The organism is Thermoanaerobaculum aquaticum (assembly GCF_000687145.1).
Taxonomy (GTDB): Bacteria; Acidobacteriota; Thermoanaerobaculia; order Thermoanaerobaculales; family Thermoanaerobaculaceae; genus Thermoanaerobaculum; species Thermoanaerobaculum aquaticum.
In genome coordinates, this window is the sequence record NZ_JMFG01000016.1 from 40,473 (window position 1) to 60,840 (window position 20,368).

Consider the following 20,368-nt stretch of genomic DNA (forward strand, 5'->3'; position numbering starts at 1 on the left):
AGGAAACGGCGTGAGCAAGGCGTACTGGCGCAGCTTAAGCGAACTGGAAGATAGCCCGGAGTTTCGGGAAAAGGTAGCGCAAGAGTTCCCGCTCCTGGCCGAAGCGTTGACCGATCCCCGCACCCGCCGGGATTTCCTGAAGCTGGCGGGGGCTTCTCTGGGCCTTTTGGGCCTGGCTTCCTGCCGCTGGCCTAAGGAAACCATCCTCCCCTTTGCCGGGCAGCCTGAGGGGCGAATCCCCGGAGTGCCGCAGTACTTTGCCACCGCCATGTCGCTGTTTGGCAACGCCCTGGGGTTGCTGGTGACCAGCTACGACGGGCGCCCCATCAAGGTGGAAGGCAACCCCCTGCACCCGGAAAGCCTGGGAGCGACGCATCTGTGGGCGCAGGCTGCGGTGCTGGAGCTGTACGATCCCGACCGCTCCCGGGTGGTGGTGGAAAGGCAGGCGGGGCAGCGGGTGGTTTCCAGCTGGGAGAACTTCCGGCAAGCTTTGGCTTCCTCGTTGGCCCGGCCACAGGCGCGAGGAGGTCGCGGGTTGTGGGTGCTGGCCGATGGCACGCCCTCGCCCACCCGGGAGCGTTTGCGCCAGGCGCTTTCCCAGCGTTTCCCTCAGGCCTCCTGGGTGGACTGGGACCCCTTGCTTAACGTGCGGGAAGCCGAAGGTTTGGCGCTGGCCACGGGGGTGCGGGCGGCCGGCAAGCCCAGGCTGGAAAACGCCGGCGTTATTGCCAGCTTCGGCGCTGACATTCTCCTCCGCCATCCCTCGGCGGTGGCCAACGCCCGGGGGTTTGCCCAGAGGCGGCGGGAGGGGAAAAACCGCCTTTACGTGGCCGAACCGCTGCCCACGGTCACCGGAGCGGCGGCGGATTATCGTTTGGCGGCCCGGCCCGAGCGGCTTTTGCCTTTGCTTCTGGCTTTGGCCCGCGAGCTGGCGAGCTCCGGGCTTGCCCTTTCCTTGCCCTTGCCGGCCGCGGGCGAGCTTGCTCCTGAAGAGAGGGAGTTTGTAAGCCGGCTGGCCCGAGACTTGCGGCAGGCCGGCAGGGAAGCTCTGGTGTTAGCTGGGGAAAGCCTTCCTGCGGCGGCCCACGCTATGGTGTTTGCCTTGAACCGTGCCCTGGGGGCCGAAGGGCACACGGTGCTTTACTTTTCAGCCCCGCCGGTGCAGGGGAGTCTTGCCCAGTTGCAACAGGCTCTGGAAGCCGGGGAGGTGGAGCTTTTGCTCATCCTCGGCGGCAATCCCGTAGTTACCGCACCCCACGTGCCCTGGTCTTCGCTTTTTTCCAGGGCCGAAGTGGTGCGGCTGGGGCTTTTTGAGGACGAAACCTCGCGCCTCTCTCGCTGGCACCTGCCTCAGGCTCACTTTTTGGAAGCCTGGGGGGACTTGCAAGCCCTCACCGGCGAGTACTCGGTGGTGCAGCCGCTCATTGCCCCTCTGTACGAGGGGAAAACCGCCGAGGAGGTGCTGGCCCTGGTCCTGGGCTACGACAGCGCAGGCTATCACCTGGTGCGGGAAACCTTTGCAAAGCTTACCGGCGGGGTTTTCCAGGAGGAGCTCTGGCGTCAGACCCTCCACGATGGGCTCTGGAAGGGCGAGGGGGCTTCGCCTTTAACCTTGCCGGCCAAAGACGCCCGCTGGGTCAACGAGCTCGGGCACGCTCCTGCCGGCGATGGTCTTACCGCCTGCCTCACCTGCGACACCAAGGTGCTGGACGGGCGGTTTGCCAACAACCCCTGGCTGCAGGAGCTTCCCGAGCCCTTGACCAAGCTCACCTGGGGGAACGCTGCGCTTCTGGCTCCAAAAACGGCGTCCCAGCTGGGGGTGCGACACGGCGAGCTGGTGCGGGTCACGGCTTCCGGCAAGGAGGTGCTGCTGCCCTGCTTTGTGCTGCCGGGGACCGCGGAAAACACCGTGGGTCTGGTGGCCGGGTACGGCCGGAAGGCCGCCGGGCGGGTGGCGGACAACGTGGGGGTGGATGTGCTCCCGCTCTTTGCTGGAAGCTGGACCACCTCGGTGCGCCTGGAACCCACCGGCAAGCGCGGGGACCTGGCCTCCACCCAGGACCAGCAGGCCATTGACCGTATTGGCCTGGAAGCGCTGGGCCATCGGGTGGGAGAGCTCGTCCGGGAGGTGTCGGCTTCGTCACTGGCTGCAGGCTTGGAACCGGTGGCCAAGGGGGAGGAGCTTCGTCCGCCCATGCCCTGGAAGGAGCGAGGGTTTACCGGCGAGTACCAGTGGGGGATGGTGGTGGATTTGGCCTCCTGCATTGGCTGCGGCGCCTGCGTGGTGGCGTGCCAGGCGGAAAACAACATCCCGGTGGTGGGCAAAAAGCAGGTGCAAAAGGGTCGGCAAATGCACTGGATCCGGGTGGACCGCTACTTTGCCGGCAAACCCGAAAACCCCAAGTTTGCCTTTCAGCCCATGCTTTGCCAGCACTGTGAAAACGCCCCCTGCGAGCAGGTGTGCCCGGTGGCGGCCACCGTGCACAGCGAGGAAGGGCTCAACGAAATGGTTTACAACCGCTGTGTGGGCACCCGTTACTGCTCCAATAACTGCCCCTACAAGGTGCGCCGCTTTAACTTCTTCAACTACTTCAAGGACGTGACCCCCACCCGCAAGATGCAGTTCAACCCCGAGGTAACTGTGCGCGGGCGAGGGGTCATGGAAAAGTGCACCTTTTGCATTCAGCGCATTGAAAAAGCCAAGATTGCCGCGCACAACGAGCACCGGCCCCTCAAGGACGGCGATGTGGTGCCCGCGTGCGCGCAGGTTTGCCCCACGCAGGCCATCGTTTTCGGCAACTTGAACGACAGCTCAAGCCGCGTGGCCAAGCTCTTCCAGGACCCCCGGGCCTACGGTGTTCTGACCGAGCTGAATACCCGGCCCCGGGTGCTTTACCTGGCCAAGGTTACTAACTCCGAGGAGGCGAGCTGATGTCGCAGCCGGCCATTTGGGACAACTCCCACGACCAACCGGGCCAGCGGGCCCCTTTGGTGCTGGGGGACGATAGCTTCGCGGCCATCACCGAACGGGTGGCAAGCATTGCCGAACGGCCTAAACCGCCGCGGTGGTGGACCGTCACCTTTTCCATTTCGCTAGCCCTCACCGTGGTGCTTTTGGCCATGCTTGCCTACCTCTTCACGGTGGGCGTGGGGGTTTGGGGCTTGAACGTCCCGGTGGCCTGGGGCTTTGACATCACCAACTTTGTGTTTTGGGTGGGTATTGGCCACGCCGGGACGCTCATTTCGGCGATTCTCTTTCTTTTCCGGCAAAAGTGGCGGACATCCATTAACCGCTTTGCCGAAGGCATGACGATTTTTGCGGTGATTTGCGCTGGGATTTTTCCAGCCATTCACACCGGTCGTCCCTGGTTTGATTACTGGCTTTTCCCGTACCCCAACCAGATGCAAATGTGGCCGAACTTCCGCTCGCCGTTGATGTGGGACGTTTTTGCGGTGAGCACCTACTTCACGGTTTCGCTGATGTTTTGGTACGTGGGCATGATTCCCGACCTGGCCACCTTGCGGGATCGCGCCAAGACCAAGCTGCGGCAAATTGTTTACGGGGTCCTAGCGCTGGGCTGGCGGGGTTCAGCGCGGCACTGGCATCGCTACGAGAGGGTTTACCTGCTTTTGGCAGCCCTGGCTACGCCGCTGGTGCTCTCCGTGCACTCGGTGGTGAGCTTTGACTTTGCCGTTTCGCAGCTGCCCGGCTGGCACGCCACGATTTTCCCACCTTACTTCGTGGCCGGCGCCATCTTTTCGGGCTTTGCCATGGTGCTTACGCTGCTCATCCCCATCCGCAAGGCCTTCCATTTGGAAGAGCTGGTGACCACCCGTCATCTGGACAACATGGCCAAGATCCTGCTGGCCACCAGCCTTATGGTGGGCTACGCGTACGGCATTGAGTTTTTCACCGCCTGGTATTCGGGAAACCACTTTGAGGCCTTTACCTTTTACAACCGCGCCCTGGGACCTTACGCCTGGGCTTACTGGATCATGGTGTTCTGCAACGTGGTGGTTCCGCAGATCTTTTGGTTTAAGAAGGCGCGGACCACGCCGTGGATTTTGCTGGTGGGCTCGCTTCTGGTGAACGTGGGCATGTGGTTTGAGCGCTTTGTGATCGTGGTGACCACGCTATCCCGGGACTTCCTGCCGGGGAACTGGGGGATTTACAAGCCCACCTGGGTGGAGCTGTTGACGCTTGCCGGTAGCTTCGGGCTTTTCCTCACGTTGTTCCTGCTGTTCCTGCGGTTCTTGCCCATGGTGGCCATGGCCGAGGTGAAAAGCGTGGTGCCGCGGGCGGGGCTGGAGCGGGGACCGCACCGCGGGCACGGGCAGTACTGGGGCGAAATCCCGCACCAGCACGAGGAAATCTTGGGAGGGGAAAACCATGACCGGCGGTGAGTTGCGGGTGGTTTCCGAGCCCAAGCTGTGGGGCCTGGCGGCGGAGTTTTCCACCGTGGAGGCCTTTCTGTCGGCGGTGGAGGCGTGCCGTAAGGCCGGCTACACCCACTTCGATGCCCACGCCCCCATCCCCGTCCATGGGTTGGACGAGGCCATGGAAATTAAGCCCAGTCGGCTGCCCAAGCTGGTGTTTCTCGGTGGGCTTTCCGGTTGCGCCCTGGGCCTGGCTTTGCAGTGGTGGACCAACGCCGTGGACTACCCGTTTCGCATTTCCGGAAAGCCGCTCTTTGCTTTGCCCCCGGCCATTCCGGTGGTCTTTGAGCTTACCGTGCTGCTTTCTGCTGTCACCGCCGTGATCGGGCTTTTGGTGGCCAACCGGCAACCGGAGTTTTACCACCCGCTCTTTGAGCTTCCCGCCTTTGCCAAGGGCAGCGACGACCGCTTTTTCGTGGTGGTGGAAGCCCGCGATCCCCGCTTTGACCCCCGGGGTACGAGGGAGTTCCTCCAGGGGCTGGGGGCGGAGGCGGTACACCCGGTGGAGGTGAGCTGATGCCCCGCGCCCTCAAGTACGCGTTGATCATCCTGGCAACCCTTGCGCTGGTGCCGCTGGCCCTGGTGGTGCGGGCCCGGGTCACCACCTCCACCTCTCCCCGTGTGCACTTGATCTTCGACATGGACAACCAGCCCAAGTTCAAAGCCCAGGCGGCAAACCCCATCTTTGCCGACGGGCGGGCCATGCGGCTGCCGGTCCCTGGAACGGTTCCCCGGGGAAGCCTTCTGCCTCCGGAAGTGGCCACCGGCCGTAAGGGCAACCAGTGGCTGGAGGTCATCCCGGTGCCGGTGACCCGCTCGCTTTTGCTGCGGGGGCAGGAGCGCTACAACATCTTCTGCTCACCGTGCCATGGGTATTCCGGCTACGGGGATGGCGTGGTGAACCGCCGGGCGGAGCGGCTGGAAGAGGGGACCTGGACACCGGTGGCTTCCTTCCATACCGAAACCGCCAGGTCCCGGCCGGTGGGCTACATCTTCAACGCCATTACCAACGGCGTGCGAACGATGCCGCCTTACGGTGCGCAAATTCCCGTGGAAGACCGGTGGGCCATCGTGGCCTACGTGAAGGCCCTCCAGCGATCGCAGTTTGCCACGCTGGCGGACGTCCCACCGGAGGTAAGGCCACAGCTGGAAGCGAGGATTACGGGTCATGACGGCAATCGTTGAGCTGATGTTGGACCGCCGCAGTCTGGGCGAGGTGGGAGCCAAGCTGGCGCGGGCTTCCCTGGGGTTTGGCGGGGTCTGTGTGGCCCTGGCAGCAATTGGGGCTTGGCTCTGGGAGCCCTGGCGGGAGCGCTTTTTCCCCGCCTACCTTACGGCTTTTTCCTGGGTTTTGTCGCTGACCTTAGGTGCGCTTTTCTTTGTGATCCTTCAGCACCTGGTGCGGGCGGGGTGGAGCGTGGTGGTTCGGCGTTTGGCCGAGTTTTTTGCGGCCCAGGGGCCGCTGCTGGTGGTTTTGGCGCTGCCTTTGCTTCTGGGCTTGCACGAGCTTTACCACTGGACTCACCCCGAAGTCGTAGCGGCGGACCCCGTGCTTTTGGGCAAAAAGCCCTACTTGAACCTTCCGTTTTTCCTGCTGCGTCTGGTTTTTTACTTTGCCTTTTGGAGCTGGGCTGGCCGCTATTACTATCGGACTTCGGTGCAGCAGGATGAAACCGGCGATGTGGCGCTCACCGAAACCATGCAGAGGCGCGCCGCTCCGGTGATGTTGCTGTACGCCTTGACCGTCACTTTTGCTGCTTTTGATTTGCTCATGAGCCTGAACCCCCACTGGTACAGCACGATTTTTGGCGTTTACTACTTTTCCGGGGCAGTGGTGGGTGCTTTTGCGCTGCTGATTTCCGCTGGGGTTTTGTTGCAACGGGCGGGGTATTTGCGGCGCACCGTTACCCGCGAGCACTACCACGACCTGGGTAAACTGCTCTTCGCTTTTGTGGTGTTCTGGGCCTACATTGCCTTTTCCCAGTTCATGCTCATCTGGTACGGCAACATCCCCGAGGAAACCACCTGGATCCTCAAGCGCACCGCTGGGGGCTATGGGATCATTGGCTTGATCTTGCTGTTCGGCCATTTCATTGTGCCGTTTGCGGTGCTTCTTCCCAGGTCGGTCAAGCGAGCTCCCGGAACGTTGTTTTACCCGGCGCTCTGGCTCCTGGTGGTTCATTACCTCGATCTTTACTGGCTGGTGATGCCGGAGTTTGGCAGCGCCACCCCGCACCTGGTGGATGTGCTGCTGGCCCTAGGTTTGGGCGGGCTGTGGCTTTCCGGGGCGGCTCGCTTGAGCAGTCGCCACGCCCTGGCCCCGCAAAAGGATCCACGTCTGGTGGAGTCCTTAACCTTTGAAAACGCGTGAGGTGTCCATGGAATCCTACGAGCCGAAAAGCGGTTTAGTAGCAATGGTGGGGGTGGTGAGCGCGGTATTCTTGGTAGCCGTCATCATCCTCCTCCAGGCCCTTTACTACCGCGCAGCGGCCAAGGAAGACCTGACCAAGGCGGTGATGGTTCGCCCGGAAGCCAAAGCGGTGTTTGCGGAGCAGATGGGGCAGCTGGAAGGCTACCGCGTCGTGGATCCCCAAAAGGGCGTCGTCACCATCCCCATTAGCCGCGCCATGGAGCTGGTGGTGGCGGAGCAGGGAGGGCGGCCATGAGGGTTTCGGTTTTGGCGGTTTTGACGTTGGCGCTGGCGGTCCCGGCGGGGGCCCAGCGGGCCGAACCTCTGCCCAAGGAGTTAGAAGGCGTGGGCATTGAGGAACGGCCGGGGGCGCAGGTGCCTCTTGATGCGGTTTTCCTGGACGAGGACGGCAGGGAAGTCAGGCTGGGCGAGCTCTTGAACGGAAAACCGACGATTCTGACCTTGGTTTACTACCGTTGCCCCATGCTCTGCGGTTTGGTGCTGCAGGGGGTTCTGGAGGGGCTGAAGGGGCTTCCGGCCACGGTGGGGGATGAGTTCAACGTGGTGACCATTTCCATAGACCCCCTGGAAACCCCAACTTTGGCCAAGCTGAAAAAGCAAACGTATCTCGCGGAATACGGGCGTTCCGGGGCAGCCGCTGGCTGGCATTTTCTCACCGGAAAGCAGGAGCAAATTCAGCGGGTGACCAACAGCGTGGGCTTCTTTTATAAGTGGAACGAGGAGCGGCAGGAATACGCTCACGGCGCCGGCATTTTCGTCCTCACCCCCCAAGGCAAGGTCGCGCGCACGCTTTACGGGGTCCTTTACGAGCCGAGAACCTTGAAGCTGGCGCTTTCCGAGGCCAGGGAGGGGAAAAGCTCCCTGGGCGAAAAGATCATCCTTTACTGCTTCCATTACGACGCTAACGAGGGGCGTTACGTGATGGCCGCCTCCCGCATCATGAGGGCGGGCGGGGCGCTTACGGCATTGACCCTGGGAGGGTGGCTTTTGGTTTCCTGGCGGCGGTCGCGGCGGGAGGCATCGTGATGGTGGGGCTTTTGCTTACGGAAAACGGGGTCATGCTGCCGCCCCAGGCGTCCTCAGTGGCGCCGGCGGTGGACTCTCTCTTTAAGTTCATCTTCTGGATTTCCGCCTTTTTCTTCCTGCTAATTGTGGGGCTGATGCTGGCCTTTGTCATCCGCTTTCGCAAACGCCCAGGTCATCAAAAGGCGGCGCATCCCCCTACCCACAACACGCTTTTAGAGCTCACCTGGAGCGGTATCCCCCTGATTTTGGTGATGATTATGGGGGTGTGGGGCTTTAAGGTCTTTTTGGACATCAATACGCCCCCGGCCAACGCCTACGAGGTGCAGGTCACCGGACAAAAGTGGAAGTGGCTTTTTACCTATCCCAACGGCTACGTGGATGAGGTCTTGCACGTGCCTGTGGATCAGCCGGTGCGCCTGGTCATGACCTCCGAAGACGTGATTCATAGCTTTTTTGTGCCGGCCTTTCGCATCAAAAGGGACGTGGTTCCCGGTCGCTACACCAAACTTTGGTTTCGCGCCACCAAGACCGGCAAATTCCAGGTTTTTTGCGCGGAGTACTGCGGCACCAGCCATTCCGACATGCTGACCTTTGTGGAGGTCCATGAGCCGGGAGGCTTTGAGCGCTGGTTGGAGGCGGCTTCCAACCTGCTCAACACCTTGCCGCCGGCGGAGGCGGGGCGGCGGCTCTATCAATCCAGAGGCTGCTCCCAGTGCCACTCGGTGGATGGCAGCGGGGGCATTGGGCCCACGTTCCAAAAGCTCTTTGGGCACGAGGTAGTGCTTAAGGGCGGCGCGCGCACCACGGCGGATGAGAACTACATCCGCGAATCAATTTTGGAGCCCATGGCCAAGATCGTGGCCGGCTTCGAACCAGTCATGCCCACCTACAAAGGCAGGCTGAAGGACCAGGAAATCACCGCGCTGGTGGCCTACATTAAGTCCTTGAGCGGTGAGGCGCAGCCTGAAGGTGGGCAGCAGGGAGGAAACCATGGCAGTACCGGTCGGTAACGCGCTTTTCGGCGATAACTACTTATCCCACGCCAAGGGATGGAAGTCGTGGCTTTTTACGCTGGATCACAAGCGCATTGGGGTGATGTATCTGGTTTCTATCCTGGCCTCTTTTCTTCTGGGCGGGGTTTTTGCGCTTTTGATCCGAATGGAGCTGTGGACGCCCCAGCGCACCATCATGGACGCCAACACCTACAACCAGATGTTCACGCTGCACGGGGCCGCCATGATTTTCCTCTTCATTATTCCCGGTATTCCCGCGGCGTTAGGAAACTTCGTGCTGCCGTTGATGCTTGGCGCCAAAGACGTGGCGTTTCCGCGCTTGAACCTGCTTTCGTACTACCTCTGGGTGGCGGGAGCGGTGCTGGCTCTGGTTTCCATCGTCACCGGGGCGGTGGACACCGGTTGGACGTTTTACACCCCGTACTCCACCACCACCAACACCTCGGTCATTTCCATGACCCTGGGTGCTTTTATCCTGGGTTTTTCCTCGATTTTCACCGGGCTTAACTTCATCGTCAGCATTCACAAACTGCGGCCGCCCACCATGACCTGGTTCAAGATGCCGCTTTTCCTCTGGGGGCTTTACGGCACCGCCATCATTCAAATCCTCGCCACTCCCGTGCTCGGCATCACGCTTTTGCTGCTCATTGCCGAAAGGGCTCTGGGCGTGGGGATTTTTGACCCCGCGTTGGGTGGTGATCCCGTGCTCTTCCAGCATTTCTTCTGGTTTTACTCGCACCCTGCGGTGTACATCATGATCCTGCCGGCCATGGGGGTCATTTCGGAGCTGGTTTCTACTTTTTCTCATCGCCACATCTTCGGCTACCGCTTTATTGCCATGAGCTCCATTGCCATTGCGGTGATTTCCTTTTTGGTATGGGGCCACCATATGTTCGTGTCAGGTCAGTCGAACCTGGCCAGCCTCATTTTTTCCATTTTGACCTTTTTGGTGGCCATTCCTTCGGCGGTGAAGGTGTTTAACTGGGTGGCCACCATGTACAAAGGTGAGGTGGAGCTGGCCACCCCCATGCTTTACGCGTTATCGTTTCTCTTCCTTTTTGGCATTGGTGGGCTGACCGGGCTGTTCCTGGGGGCTCTGGCCACCGACGTGCATTTGACCGACACGTACTTTGTGGTGGCGCACTTCCATTACACGATGTTTGGTGGCACAGCCATCGCCTTTTTTGGTGGCCTGTTTTACTGGTGGCCCAAGATCACTGGCCGGATGTACCGGGAAGCGTGGGCCAAATTAGGGGCTTTTCTCATCTTCATTGGCTTTAACACCACGTTTTTGGCGCAGTTCATCATGGGTGCTCAAGGCATGCCGCGTCGTTATTACAACTACCTGCCGGAGTTTGCGCCCTATCACAAGGTTTCCACCATTGGGGCTTTTATCCTGGCCATTGGCTTTGTGATTGCAGCGGGTGTTCTCCTGCATTCTCTCTTTGCCGGTGAACCGGCCCCGGCGAACCCCTGGGGCGCGGCGACGCTGGAATGGCAAACCACCTCACCGCCTCCCCACGACAACTTCGAGACCCAGCCGATCCCCGGCGATCCCTACGATGTGGACCGGTGGGTGTTTGACCGCGAAGCAGGCGGGTATGTGTTAGCCCCCAGCGGTGCAGCCGGTGGCAGAGTTTGAGGAGGTCAAGGTGCACGGCGCTGAATCCCACGTTGCTCATCACTTCCCCGATGCCAAAGCCCAGGTGGAGGCCGGTAAGCTGGGGATGTGGATTTTCCTGGCCACGGAAATCCTGCTTTTTGGCGGCCTCTTTTGCGCGTACGCGGTGTACCGGGCCAACCACCCGGAGATTTTCGTGTATGCCCATCACTTTTTGAACAAGATCCTGGGCGGTATCAACACCGTGGTGCTGATCTTTTCCAGCTTTACCATGGCCTGGGCGGTAAGGGCGGCCCAGCTTTCCCAGCAGAAAAAGCTCGTGCGTTTGCTGGCGGCGACCATTTTCTGCGGCTTCGTTTTCCTGGGCATCAAGTACGTGGAGTACGAGCACAAGTGGAAGGAGGGCTTGCTGTGGGGCAAGCGCTACAAGCCCGCCCATGCCGAAGTGAGCAAGCCCAAGGACGTGCCTCCCCCCAAGCCTTTGATTTCGGTGAACCCCGAGGAGCGGAGCACCCTGCCACCACCGGCGGTGCCTCCCCAGGGCTTAAGCTGGGAGGTTCGGGCAGCTTCGCAGGAAACGGTGGTTCCCCAAAACGTGCAGCTGTTCTTCAGCGTTTACTTCGTGATGACCGGCTTGCACGGCCTCCACGTGGTGGCGGGGATGGTGGTGCTGTTTTGGATTTTGCTTCGGGCCCGTCGCGGCGAGTTTTCCTCCGCGTACTTTACGCCGGTGGATTTGGCGGGTCTTTACTGGCACTTGGTGGACTTGATTTGGATTTACCTTTTCCCGCTTTTGTATTTGATTCACTGAGGGGAGCGAGCATGGAAGAACACGGCAACGCAAGCGCAGTCCATGTGGTACCCATGAAGGTATTGGTGGCCGTGTGGCTTTCGCTGATGGTTTTAACCGTGATTACCGTGGCCGCCACCTGGGTGGATTTGGGTTCTTTGAACCTGTGGCTGGCTCTGGCCATTGCCACGCTTAAGGCAAGCTTGGTGTTGCTTTACTTCATGCACATGCGCTATGACCATCCCTTTAACGCCATCGTGTTTATCGGTGCGCTTTTGTTCGTGATGCTCTTTGTGGTGCTGGCGCTGATGGACACCAGGGCCTACCAGCCGGAGCTCATTCCGGGCTATGCTCCGGGGATGGGGGTTAAGCCTTGAACGAAGAGAAAAGCTCAGCGGCTGGCCGGTTGGGCATGCGGCTTTTTTTGCTTTCGTTGAGCGTGCTTTTTACCGCCAGCATGGTGGGGATCTTGGTGGTACGCGCTAAAGCTGCCACCTGGCCACCGGAGGGAGCGCCGCCGCTGCCCGCGGGTTTGTGGTTGTCCACGGGGCTCATCCTTTTGAGCTCCTGGACGTTGAGCGCCGGTTCCAGGCGTTTTTCCCAGGGGGCGGGTAAGGTTGCGGCCAACTACCTGCTGGTGACCAACGTTTTGGCGCTGGTGTTTCTGGCCAACCAGGTGCTCAACTGGCAAGCGCTGTGGCCGGCGTTTGCCGCCCGCGCTACCGCCCTTTACGCTTTTAGCTTTTTCCTTTTGACGGTCCTTCACGCTCTGCACGTGCTTGGCGGGGTTGTGAGCTTGGCCGTGGTGACCGTCAAGGCCCGCCGCGCCCGTCTGACCCTCCAGGGGCTTTCCTACGCCGCCACCTACTGGCACTTTTTGACCGTGGTCTGGCTGGTTATCTTCGCCCTGCTGCAGGTTCTCTTTTAAGCTCTTCGCGCTTTTTCCCGCTCGTTCTTTCGAGAAAACCCCAGCCTTCCTCTCGCCTGTAGAATGAGTCGGCGGGAAAGGCGGAAAGCGCAGTGGTGGTAAGCGTGCTGTTCGCAGATGAACAGGTGGTGGTGGTGAACAAACCACCGGGGGTTTCGGTGGTGTTCGATCGCCACCGTCGGCAAGAGGCCAGCTTCTGGCAGGAGGTTTGGGAGCAATTGGGTCCGGTTTTTGTGGTGCACCGCTTGGACCGTGACACCACCGGGACGTTGCTCTTTGCCCGTACCTCCGAAACGCAAAAAGTCCTGTCGCAGGCGTTTTCAAAGCATCGGGTGCGCAAGGTTTACCACGCTGTGGTGAGCGGGGTTCCGTCCTGGGAGCATATGACCGTGGAGCACCCTCTACGGGAAAACGGTGACCGCCTCCACCGCACGGTGGTGGATTGGGAGCGGGGAAAGCCAGCCCGCACCGAGTTGCGGCTTCTCCGGGTTTTTTCGCCGGAAAAAGCCCTGGTGGAGGCCTGTCCGGTGACCGGCCGCCGCCACCAGATACGGGCCCATTTGGCGGCTTTGGGTTTGCCTCTTTTAGGCGACACGCTTTACGGCGGAAACCCCGCTGCCCCCCGCCCCCTGCTGCATGCCCGCCTTTTGGTTTTTCCCCACCCCTGGCATGGGCACTTTGTGGAGGTGGAGGCCCCGTATCCGGAGGATTGGGAAAGCCTTTTAAACCCGGCAACCGCAGGCGCTGCCACCCAGCAATAGCTGGAAACTCGAAGGAATCTGGATGAAGGCTCCGAGCCGGTGAGGCTTTTCGCGGACTGGCTAACGCGGCGCCAAAACGCTGAGGGCCCGGGGCAGCACCGACACCTCGATCCCGGGTGGGTCGCAGCGGAATGGGTTGCCATCCAGGTGCACATCGAGGGGTTGTTGGCAGGAAAGGCGCAAGCGCTGGAAGCGCAAAAAGTGGGATTTGGGCCAGCGGTGCAGGCTGCCCCGGAGAGCTGCGAGCAAACGGGGAAAGCGCCCCGCGATCCCCACACCTTCCACCAGACAAGCCTCCAGCTGGCCGTCGTCGGGCACCGCTCCGGGGGCGAGCCGGAAGCCGCCACCGGTGGTGGGTCCGTTGTGAATGGCCAGGATCGTCATGGCTCCGCGGTAGCGGAAGCCCTCACTTTCCAGCTCCACGGTGGGCGGTCGGTAACGGAAAAGCGTGTGCACGGCTGCCAAAAGGTAGGCCGTAAGGCCTCGCACCTTTTTGAGGCCGGCGGCTTTCACGTTGATGGCTCCCAACATCCCCATCCCCACGGCGTTGACCACCACCCGGGAGCCCACCCGCATGAGGTCCACCTCCCGCAGCTGCGGCTGGTGCAGGGTGGCAATGGCGGCTTTGAGCTTGCGGGGGATTCCCAAAGTTCGCGCGGTGTCGTTGCCGGTGCCCAGGGGAAGAATACCCAAAACGCCGCCGCCCGCTTGATGCAGACCCTCCACCACCTCGCAAATGGTGCCGTCTCCTCCCACCGCCACCACCGCCTCGGTACCCTTGGCCACCGCTTCGGCGGCCAGCTCGGTGGCGTGGCCTGGGGCGCGGGTAAACGCCTGGGGGACCTTCAACCCAACGCTTTCCAACAAGCTACGCACCCGCGGCCACTGTTTGCCCAACCTGCCTCCTGCCGCCGCTGGGTTCACGATCAAAAGCACGGGGAAACTCTACCAGCTTTGCTGGTGGTTCTGTAGGCTTTTCCGTGTAGACTCGGCCCGAGGAGGATGACCACATGTCGCACGGAAGGGGAAAGATGATTGTGTCTTTGGCGCTAACGACTGCCGCCTTGAGCGTTTTTGCTGTGTCGGTGGTGGCCCAGTCTTCACAGCAGGAGATGATGGAAGCGTGGCTGAAGCTGGCTCGCCCCGGTGAGCAGCACAAGCTTTTGGAGCCGCTGGTGGGGACCTTTTCCGCGGAGGTGACCACCTGGGAGGCCCCTGGAGCCGCCCCGGTGAAGTCCACGGCTACCTCGGAAAACCGGTGGGTGCTGGGTGGGCGCTTTGTTTACCAGGTGGTTAAGGGAACTTTTGCCGGCGAACCGTTTGAAGGCATCGGCTATTTGGGCTACGACAACGCCAAAAAAACCTACGTGGGCGTGTGGATGGACTCTCTGGGGACCGGTTTTATGACCAGTGAGGGAACGGTGGACAGCACCGGCAAGCTTTTCACCTTTACGTCCGAGGTGGATGATCCCGTCAGTGGCAAAAAGCTCAAGTTCAGGGAAACGCTTCGGGTGTTGGAAGGCGGAAAGCTGGTTTCGGAGATGTTCCTCACCGGTCCCGACGGCAAGGAATTCAAGAACATGGAGATTCACTACACCCGCCGGTAAAGTGCCGGCTGCTAGCCGGCAAACAAGCGACGGCCGGCATCCACGGTGAGGACCTCACCGGTGACCGTGGGGGCTTCAAACAGCAAGAAACGCACGGCCCGGGCGATTTCCTCGGGACTGCCCGCTTTTTTGAGCAGCGTGCGGGCGATAAGCCGTTCGCGTGTTTCCTGGTCGTAGCTTTCGGGAAAGGCGGCAATGCCCGGGGCCACGGCGTTCACCCGTACCTCCGGGGCCAGCTCCACCGCCAGCTGGCGGGTGGTTGCCACCAGGGCTGCCTTGGAAACGACGTAAGCGGTGAAGTTTTTCAAAGGCAAGAAAGCGTAAACGTCCGCGACGTTGACGATGGCGCCTTGGCCTCGACGCAAGGCATCGGCAAGGTCGCGGGAGAGAAAAAGGGGTGCCTCCAGGTTCACGGCCAGGGTTTGGCGGAAGCTCTCTACCGTGAGCTCTGCCAGCGGAGTGCGGGGAAACACCGCCGCGTTGTGGACCAGCGCCGAAAGGTGGGGGAAAAGCTCTTGCACCCGGGCTACCAGCTGCGCCCGAGCTTCGGGCTCTTCCAGCGGGCAACGCAGGGCAATAGCCTGGCCAGGGTGGGCTGCCTCCAGCGCCCTGGCTTCCGCTTCCGAGTGCCAGTAGGTAAAGGCCACGGTGGCCCCGTGGGCAATCAACTCCTGGACGATGGCCTTTCCCACGCGGCGGGCGCCACCGGTGACCAGGGCGGTGAGTGCTTTAGGCACGGGCTTCCTCCGGAAGCGGCTCAATGCCTTCGGCCTTGAGGCTAGCTGCTAATTCGGCCAGTGGTTTTTTCAGTACTGGATGGAGCCATTGGGGAGCCACTTCGGCGGCGGGCACCAGCACGAACGCCTCCCGGGAAAGTAGCGGGGAGGGGAGCTGCAACGAACCGAAGAGCCCTACTTCCTGGTTGTAAAGCAAGAGGTCCAGGTCCAGGGTGCGGGGGCCGCAGGGACGAGCGGGGTCCCGCACCCTTCCGTGCCGGGTTTCCAGGAGGGCCAGCTGGTGCTGCAGTTCCTCCACGGAAAGGGGGGTTTTCCCTTTGGCGGCTAAGTTCCAAAACGGAGGCTGATGGGGGTCTCCCACCGGCGCGGTGAGGTAGGTACGCGAAAAGACGCAATCCGCAAGAAGCTGCTGGAGCTCTGCCTTGGCCTGAGGGATGTGCCGTTCCGGCTCAATGTTGGAGCCCAAAAGCACCAGAACCGGTTTCACTGTGGCTTTTCCCTTTCCCGCCGAATGCGCACGCCCACCTCCTGGGCAAAGCGCACCGCCCCGGGCTTGGACACCGTGACGGTCACCGCCTGAACCCTGGGCTGCACCTCGAGGATCAACTTGGCTACCGCCTCAGCGAGCGCTTCCACCAGGTAAAAACGGGAGTTCGTGACCAAATCCAACACGGCTTTGGCCACCGCGCGGTAGTCCACGGCTTTGGCCATATCGTCATCGGCGGCCGCTTCCCGAGTGGAGCAGTCCATGACGATGTCCAGGCAAACCTTTTGCTGAACCTCCCGCTCCCAGGGGTTGACGCCCACGATGCAGTAGGTTTCCAAGCGGTGGATGAAGACATGGTCCAAGGTGCCCTCCGTGGCCATTTTACCGGCCGGCGGACGGGTTTACACTCACGCCATGGCCTTATGGGTTTCGCTGGTGGCGCAGGTGGTGTTCTACGCCGGCGGCCGCGGTCATGAAAAACCGCGCTGGCTTATCTTTGGCCAAACGCGCTGGCCTCTGGAGGTGCTGCAGGAGGTGGAGGTGGGTGGCACCAGAGCGGACAGGCCCGTGGAGAGGTTTTGGCTGGTGCGTGCGGAGGCCGGTTTTTTCCGGGTGCGGGCCAGCGGCGAAAGGGTGATGGTGGAGCGGTGGGATGGTGAGGAGCCGCCCGCCAGCCTGGCCGATCTGTTAGCATGAGCCCGTTATGGAGACCTTTTTCCTGCGTTTGCCTGAAATCGTCATTCAGCTGGTGGCTTTAGGTTTTGCCATTGCCATCCACGAGTCCGCCCACGCCTGGACCGCCGATCGCCTGGGGGATCCCACCGGCCGCTGGCTGGGACGGGTGTCGCTAAACCCCTTGCGTCACGTGGATCCCATTGGCACCGTGATTTTCCCGTTGCTTTTGGCCATCATGGGGGCGCCGGTGCTGGGTTGGGCCAAACCCGTGCCTTACGTGCCCCGCAACCTCCGCAACCCTCGTCGGGACCCCATGCTGGTGGCGCTGGCAGGCCCTGCCTCCAACGTGCTTTTGGCCACCGGCGCGGTGCTGGTTTTGCTGGTGATCCGGGCGTTTGTCCCTGACTTCCGGCAGCTGCTGGTGGCGGTGGTGAACGCTGGGGCGCTGGGGGCTTCGGGAGTTCTGGCGCCGATCCTTTACCTGTTGTTTTCCCTGGCCATGATCAACACGGTTTTGGCGGTTTTTAACCTGATCCCCATTCCGCCGTTGGATGGCTCCCACGTGTTGGAGTTCCTCCTCCCCCGGCGGTGGGCATGGCACTTTGTGCAGCTCCGCCAGTACGGCATGATTTTGCTGTTCGCGTTGCTGTGGACAGGGTTTTTCAGCCTCATCCTAAGGCCGTTTATTCGGGTCCTGTCGTGGGTGCTGCTGCACTGACCGAACCCCAGGGTCCGGCGGTGGTGTTGCCGGTTTTCCAGGGTCCCCTGGACCTCCTCCTGTACCTGGTGCGGGAAAACCGGGTTTCCATTTGGGACATCCCGGTGGCCACCATTTGCGACCAGTACCAGGCTTGGCTGCGGGCCATGGAGGAGCTGGACCTGGCGGTAGCGGGGGAGTACCTGGTGTGCGCAGCCTGGCTTTTGGCCATCAAGTCGCGGATGCTGCTGCCCCGCCGGGAAAAGGGCGAGGAGGACCCGCGCGCCGAGCTGGTGGAAAGGCTTTTGGCCTACGAAAAGGTCAAGAGGCAGGCGGCGGAGCTTTCAGGCCTGCTTTCCCTTCGCGACGGCATTTGGCCGGTGCGGGTGAGCTACGGTGAGGCGGTAGCTGAAGCCGACGTGGCCGTGGAGGATGTGGATTTGGCAGCGCTAGGTCGGGCCATGCGGGACGTCTTAGAGCGGTTTCGCCGGGAACACCCTCCCGGCTTGGTGCTTGCCCCCTTGCGTCACACGGTTGAGGAGAAGATGAAGGAGCTTTTGACCTTCTTAACCGAACATCGCAGCTTTCCGCTTTTGAGCCACATGCTCACGCGGCCCGACCGCCTGGAGGCCGTAACCTGTTTTCTGGCAGCGCTGGAGCTGGTTTGGCTGAAGGCCGCCCGGGTCCACCAGCGCTTGCCGTTTGCTGAGATTTACCTCACCCCTACGGGACAGAGGCCCGCTCTTGAGGGTGTCGCCCATGCCTGATCGCGAGCTTTTAGCTGCAGCGTGCGAGGCCATTTTGGCGGTGGCCGGGGAGCCGGTGAGCGAGGCTTCGCTGGTGAAGGCTTTGGGCCCCGAGGTTACCGAAGCTGAGGTGCGGGAGGCGCTTTCCCTGGTGCAGTCGCGCCACGAAGCGGCCACTTCCGGCATGAGGTTGGAAAAGGTGGCGGGGGGGTACCGTTTGGCCACCAAACCCGAGCTTGCGGAGTTTGTGGCTTCCTTTCTCGGCGTTCGCGCGCAAACCCGCCTCTCCCAGGCGGCGCTGGAGACCCTGGCCATCATTGCCTACCGTCAGCCGGTGACGCTTCCTGAGATTAACTTCTTGCGGGGTGTAAACTCTTCGGGGGTGGTGCGGACGCTTCTGGAGCGCAAGCTGATCCGGGTGGCCGGCCGCAAGCAGGTGGTGGGCACGCCGCTTCTCTACCGCACGACCAAGGAGTTTCTGGTGCTTTTGGGACTGCATAGCTTGTCGGAGCTCCCCTCTTTGGAGGAGCTGGGGGAAACGGAGGCACCCGTTGGCTCTTGAACGGGTTCAAAAGATTTTGGCCCGCGCCGGCCTGGCTTCCCGCCGGGAGGCGGAGGAGTGGATCCGCGAGGGCCGGGTGACCGTGAACGGCCAGGTGGTTTCGCTGGGCGCCAAAGCCGATCCTGAAAAGGACGCCATTAAGGTTGATGGCAAAAGGGTCAAGCTCGACAGCCGCTTGCGCTACGTGCTGCTTTACAAACCCACCGGTGTGGTCACCACCAGCGAAGACCCCGAGGGGCGGACCACGGTTCTCGATTTGGTGAGGACCAAGGTGAGCGAGCGGGTGTTTCCGGTGGGAAGGCTGGATTACCACTCCGAGGGGCTGTTGCTGCTCACCAACGACGGGGAGCTGGCGTACCGCCTGGGCCACCCCCGCTATGGGATCCTCCGGGAGTACCTGGTAAAGGTGAAGGGCCTCCCTGACGAAAAGGACGTGGCCAAGCTGAAAAAGGGAACCGTGATCGAAGGGAAAAGGGTGGTTCCCAAAGAGGTGCAGCTGGTGCGGACGACACCCAAGCAGCTCAACTCCTGGTGGCGGGTGGTGGTGGGGGAGGGGAAAACCCACGAGGTGCGCGAGTTCTTTCTGCGGATTGGCCATCCGGTGCAGCGGCTGATCCGGGTAGGCATCGGACCCCTCCGCGACGAAAAGCTCAAAGCGGGCGCTTTCCGCGAGCTCGCCGCGGAGGAAGTGGAGGCGCTGTACAGGGCCGTGGGCTTAAAGCCGGCAAAGGAGGCGCGCCATGGGCGGACCACAGGTACCGGACTACATCAGAAGGCTGGCGGTGTACGTGCCGGGAAAACCTATCGAGGAAGTGCAGCGGGAGCTGGGCGTTCGGGACATCGTCAAGCTGGCCTCAAACGAAAACCCTCTGGGCACCTCGCCTAAGGCCCTGGAGGCCATTCGCCAGGCGCTTCCGGAGCTGAACCGCTACCCGGACGGCAGCGGCTACAAGCTCCGCAAGGCCTTGGCCCAACGCTTGGCGGTGGATATGGACCAAATCATCCTGGGAAACGGCTCCTGCGAGCTCATCGAGATGCTGGCCCGCGCCTACCTTGCCGATGGGGATGAGGCCGTTATTTCGCAGCAGTCCTTCGTGATGTACGAGCTGGCGGTTAACCAGGTGAACGGTCGAGCCATTGCCGTGCCCACAGCCCCGGGGCGTCGCCACGATGTGGTGGCCATGGCGAAAGCCGTGGGCGAGCGCACCAAGCTCGTGTACATTGCCAACCCCTGCAACCCCACGGGCACCTATGTCACCCGCCGGGAGCTGGACGAGTACTTCGAAATCGTGGGGGACCGGGTTTTAACCGTCTTGGACCAGGCCTACCAGGAGTACGTGGACCGAGCGGACTACCCGGATGGTTTGGACGACCTTCGGAAAGGGCGCAACGTCATCGTCTTGCGCACGTTTTCAAAGATTTACGGTCTGGCCGGGATTCGCATTGGTTACGCCGTTTCCTCGCCCGAGGTGATTGCCACCCTCAACCGTGTGCGTTCACCCTTCAACACCTCTTCCTTGGCGCAAGCGGCGGCCCTGGCAGCCTTAGACGACGAGGAGTGGGCCACGGCATCCCGCACCCACAATTTGCAGGAGCTTAAGTTTTTGGAAGCGGAGCTTTCCCGGCGGGGCGTGAAGTTTACCCCTTCGGTGACCAACTTCGTGCTCATCGAGTTTGACGAGGACGTGCAAAAGCTCTTCCTGGAATTTCAAAAGCGTGGGGTGATCATCCGTCCGGTGGGTGGGCCGGGTTTGGTGAACTGCGCCCGGGTTTCGGTGGGCACCCGCAAGGAAAACCTCCGTTTCCTGCAGGCCCTGGATTCCCTGGTGCTGGCAGCCACCGCCGGCTAG

General features: G+C 61.6%; 24 protein-coding genes. 20 read left to right on the forward strand and 4 right to left on the reverse strand.

The window, feature by feature from the left end:
* Positions 1-10: 10 nt before the first annotated feature.
* From EG19_RS06435 to EG19_RS06495, 13 genes are all read left to right on the forward strand, one after another.
* Complete coding sequence (locus EG19_RS06435) at positions 11-2,932, forward strand: TAT-variant-translocated molybdopterin oxidoreductase (protein ID WP_053334999.1); 2,922 nt, start codon at positions 11-13, stop codon at positions 2,930-2,932.
* The gene (nrfD, locus tag EG19_RS06440; protein WP_081799987.1) at positions 2,932-4,404 is read left to right on the forward strand and encodes an NrfD/PsrC family molybdoenzyme membrane anchor subunit; all 1,473 of its coding nucleotides are present in this window, start codon (positions 2,932-2,934) and stop codon (positions 4,402-4,404) included. The genes EG19_RS06435 and nrfD overlap by 1 nt, the downstream gene beginning before the upstream one ends.
* On the forward strand, positions 4,391-4,954 hold the full coding sequence (locus EG19_RS06445; protein WP_038048796.1) for a DUF3341 domain-containing protein: 564 nt from the start codon (positions 4,391-4,393) through the stop codon (positions 4,952-4,954). Before nrfD ends, EG19_RS06445 begins: the two co-directional genes overlap by 14 nt.
* Positions 4,954-5,622 (forward strand): c-type cytochrome, encoded by a 669-nt coding sequence (locus tag EG19_RS06450; protein ID WP_081799988.1) that lies wholly within the window; start codon positions 4,954-4,956, stop codon positions 5,620-5,622. The genes EG19_RS06445 and EG19_RS06450 overlap by 1 nt, the downstream gene beginning before the upstream one ends.
* Positions 5,606-6,808: a hypothetical protein gene (locus EG19_RS06455; protein ID WP_038048798.1), complete on the forward strand. Its 1,203-nt coding sequence runs from the start codon at positions 5,606-5,608 to the stop codon at positions 6,806-6,808. The genes EG19_RS06450 and EG19_RS06455 overlap by 17 nt, the downstream gene beginning before the upstream one ends.
* A 7-nt stretch (positions 6,809-6,815) precedes the next feature.
* Positions 6,816-7,103 (forward strand): hypothetical protein, encoded by a 288-nt coding sequence (locus EG19_RS06460; RefSeq protein ID WP_152543957.1) that lies wholly within the window; start codon positions 6,816-6,818, stop codon positions 7,101-7,103.
* A complete protein-coding gene (locus EG19_RS06465; RefSeq protein ID WP_053335000.1) occupies positions 7,100-7,894 on the forward strand; it encodes an SCO family protein in 795 nt (264 codons plus the stop codon). The genes EG19_RS06460 and EG19_RS06465 overlap by 4 nt, the downstream gene beginning before the upstream one ends.
* Entirely contained in the window at positions 7,849-8,904 is a 1,056-nt protein-coding gene (gene coxB / locus EG19_RS06470; protein WP_200867123.1) for a cytochrome c oxidase subunit II, read from the forward strand. The genes EG19_RS06465 and coxB overlap by 46 nt, the downstream gene beginning before the upstream one ends.
* Positions 8,885-10,549, forward strand: a complete 1,665-nt coding sequence (gene ctaD / locus EG19_RS06475; RefSeq protein WP_053335001.1) for a cytochrome c oxidase subunit I — start codon at positions 8,885-8,887, stop codon at positions 10,547-10,549. Before coxB ends, ctaD begins: the two co-directional genes overlap by 20 nt.
* Positions 10,527-11,339: a cytochrome c oxidase subunit 3 family protein gene (locus tag EG19_RS06480; RefSeq protein ID WP_053335002.1), complete on the forward strand. Its 813-nt coding sequence runs from the start codon at positions 10,527-10,529 to the stop codon at positions 11,337-11,339. The genes ctaD and EG19_RS06480 overlap by 23 nt, the downstream gene beginning before the upstream one ends.
* A gap of 53 nt (positions 11,340-11,392) precedes the next feature.
* Positions 11,393-11,695, forward strand: a complete 303-nt coding sequence (locus EG19_RS06485; protein WP_053335003.1) for a cytochrome C oxidase subunit IV family protein — start codon at positions 11,393-11,395, stop codon at positions 11,693-11,695.
* Entirely contained in the window at positions 11,692-12,246 is a 555-nt protein-coding gene (locus tag EG19_RS06490; RefSeq protein ID WP_053335004.1) for a cytochrome c oxidase subunit 3, read from the forward strand. The genes EG19_RS06485 and EG19_RS06490 overlap by 4 nt, the downstream gene beginning before the upstream one ends.
* Positions 12,247-12,350: 104 nt before the next feature.
* The gene (locus EG19_RS06495) at positions 12,351-13,007 is read left to right on the forward strand and encodes an RluA family pseudouridine synthase (protein WP_161685460.1); all 657 of its coding nucleotides are present in this window, start codon (positions 12,351-12,353) and stop codon (positions 13,005-13,007) included.
* A gap of 60 nt (positions 13,008-13,067) precedes the next feature.
* Here EG19_RS06495 and EG19_RS06500 read toward each other — a convergent pair whose 3' ends face one another.
* Positions 13,068-13,943: a diacylglycerol/lipid kinase family protein gene (locus EG19_RS06500; RefSeq protein WP_038048802.1), complete on the reverse strand. Its 876-nt coding sequence runs from the start codon at positions 13,941-13,943 to the stop codon at positions 13,068-13,070.
* A 74-nt stretch (positions 13,944-14,017) separates the two neighbouring features.
* Here EG19_RS06500 and EG19_RS06505 point away from each other — a divergent pair, with 74 nt between their 5' ends.
* Complete coding sequence (locus EG19_RS06505; protein WP_081799990.1) at positions 14,018-14,614, forward strand: DUF1579 domain-containing protein; 597 nt, start codon at positions 14,018-14,020, stop codon at positions 14,612-14,614.
* An 11-nt stretch (positions 14,615-14,625) separates the two neighbouring features.
* On the opposite strand, the gene EG19_RS06510 is transcribed toward EG19_RS06505, so the two are convergent.
* Genes EG19_RS06510 through folB form a run of 3 tightly spaced genes read right to left on the reverse strand, consistent with a single transcriptional unit; the run spans position 14,626 to position 16,200 of the window.
* Positions 14,626-15,351 (reverse strand): SDR family oxidoreductase, encoded by a 726-nt coding sequence (locus EG19_RS06510; protein WP_053335007.1) that lies wholly within the window; start codon positions 15,349-15,351, stop codon positions 14,626-14,628.
* Positions 15,344-15,838 (reverse strand): 2-amino-4-hydroxy-6-hydroxymethyldihydropteridine diphosphokinase, encoded by a 495-nt coding sequence (gene folK / locus EG19_RS06515; protein ID WP_038048804.1) that lies wholly within the window; start codon positions 15,836-15,838, stop codon positions 15,344-15,346. The genes EG19_RS06510 and folK overlap by 8 nt, the downstream gene beginning before the upstream one ends.
* Positions 15,835-16,200, reverse strand: coding sequence for a dihydroneopterin aldolase (folB, locus tag EG19_RS06520; RefSeq protein ID WP_038048805.1), 366 nt, complete (start codon positions 16,198-16,200; stop codon positions 15,835-15,837). The genes folK and folB overlap by 4 nt, the downstream gene beginning before the upstream one ends.
* Positions 16,201-16,210: 10 nt before the next feature.
* Between folB and EG19_RS06525 the strand changes: the two genes are divergently transcribed.
* The 6 genes from EG19_RS06525 to hisC are packed head-to-tail and all read left to right on the forward strand — an operon-like array spanning position 16,211 to position 20,368.
* Positions 16,211-16,534 carry a hypothetical protein gene (locus tag EG19_RS06525; protein WP_235208711.1) on the forward strand — a complete coding sequence of 108 codons (324 nt, stop codon included), beginning with the start codon at positions 16,211-16,213 and terminating at the stop codon, positions 16,532-16,534.
* Between the two features lie 7 nt (positions 16,535-16,541).
* Positions 16,542-17,231, forward strand: a complete 690-nt coding sequence (locus EG19_RS06530; RefSeq protein WP_038048809.1) for a site-2 protease family protein — start codon at positions 16,542-16,544, stop codon at positions 17,229-17,231.
* On the forward strand, positions 17,213-17,977 hold the full coding sequence (locus tag EG19_RS06535; protein ID WP_053335008.1) for a segregation and condensation protein A: 765 nt from the start codon (positions 17,213-17,215) through the stop codon (positions 17,975-17,977). Before EG19_RS06530 ends, EG19_RS06535 begins: the two co-directional genes overlap by 19 nt.
* On the forward strand, positions 17,970-18,518 hold the full coding sequence (scpB, locus tag EG19_RS06540) for an SMC-Scp complex subunit ScpB (protein ID WP_038048811.1): 549 nt from the start codon (positions 17,970-17,972) through the stop codon (positions 18,516-18,518). Before EG19_RS06535 ends, scpB begins: the two co-directional genes overlap by 8 nt.
* Positions 18,508-19,404 (forward strand): pseudouridine synthase, encoded by an 897-nt coding sequence (locus EG19_RS06545; RefSeq protein ID WP_200867124.1) that lies wholly within the window; start codon positions 18,508-18,510, stop codon positions 19,402-19,404. Before scpB ends, EG19_RS06545 begins: the two co-directional genes overlap by 11 nt.
* Positions 19,307-20,368: a histidinol-phosphate transaminase gene (gene hisC / locus EG19_RS14085; RefSeq protein WP_407702148.1), complete on the forward strand. Its 1,062-nt coding sequence runs from the start codon at positions 19,307-19,309 to the stop codon at positions 20,366-20,368. Before EG19_RS06545 ends, hisC begins: the two co-directional genes overlap by 98 nt.

Coding starts and splice junctions, on each gene's coding strand:
- nrfD (WP_081799987.1), top strand. CDS start 2,932: ATGTCGCAGCCGGCCATTTGGGACAACTCCCACGACCAACCGGGCCAG.
- EG19_RS06445 (WP_038048796.1), top strand. CDS start 4,391: ATGACCGGCGGTGAGTTGCGGGTGGTTTCCGAGCCCAAGCTGTGGGGC.
- EG19_RS06450 (WP_081799988.1), top strand. CDS start 4,954: ATGCCCCGCGCCCTCAAGTACGCGTTGATCATCCTGGCAACCCTTGCG.
- EG19_RS06455 (WP_038048798.1), top strand. CDS start 5,606: ATGACGGCAATCGTTGAGCTGATGTTGGACCGCCGCAGTCTGGGCGAG.
- EG19_RS06460 (WP_152543957.1), top strand. CDS start 6,816: ATGGAATCCTACGAGCCGAAAAGCGGTTTAGTAGCAATGGTGGGGGTG.
- EG19_RS06465 (WP_053335000.1), top strand. CDS start 7,100: ATGAGGGTTTCGGTTTTGGCGGTTTTGACGTTGGCGCTGGCGGTCCCG.
- ctaD (WP_053335001.1), top strand. CDS start 8,885: ATGGCAGTACCGGTCGGTAACGCGCTTTTCGGCGATAACTACTTATCC.
- EG19_RS06485 (WP_053335003.1), top strand. CDS start 11,393: ATGAAGGTATTGGTGGCCGTGTGGCTTTCGCTGATGGTTTTAACCGTG.
- EG19_RS06505 (WP_081799990.1), top strand. CDS start 14,018: ATGTCGCACGGAAGGGGAAAGATGATTGTGTCTTTGGCGCTAACGACT.
- EG19_RS06530 (WP_038048809.1), top strand. CDS start 16,542: ATGGAGACCTTTTTCCTGCGTTTGCCTGAAATCGTCATTCAGCTGGTG.
- scpB (WP_038048811.1), top strand. CDS start 17,970: ATGCCTGATCGCGAGCTTTTAGCTGCAGCGTGCGAGGCCATTTTGGCG.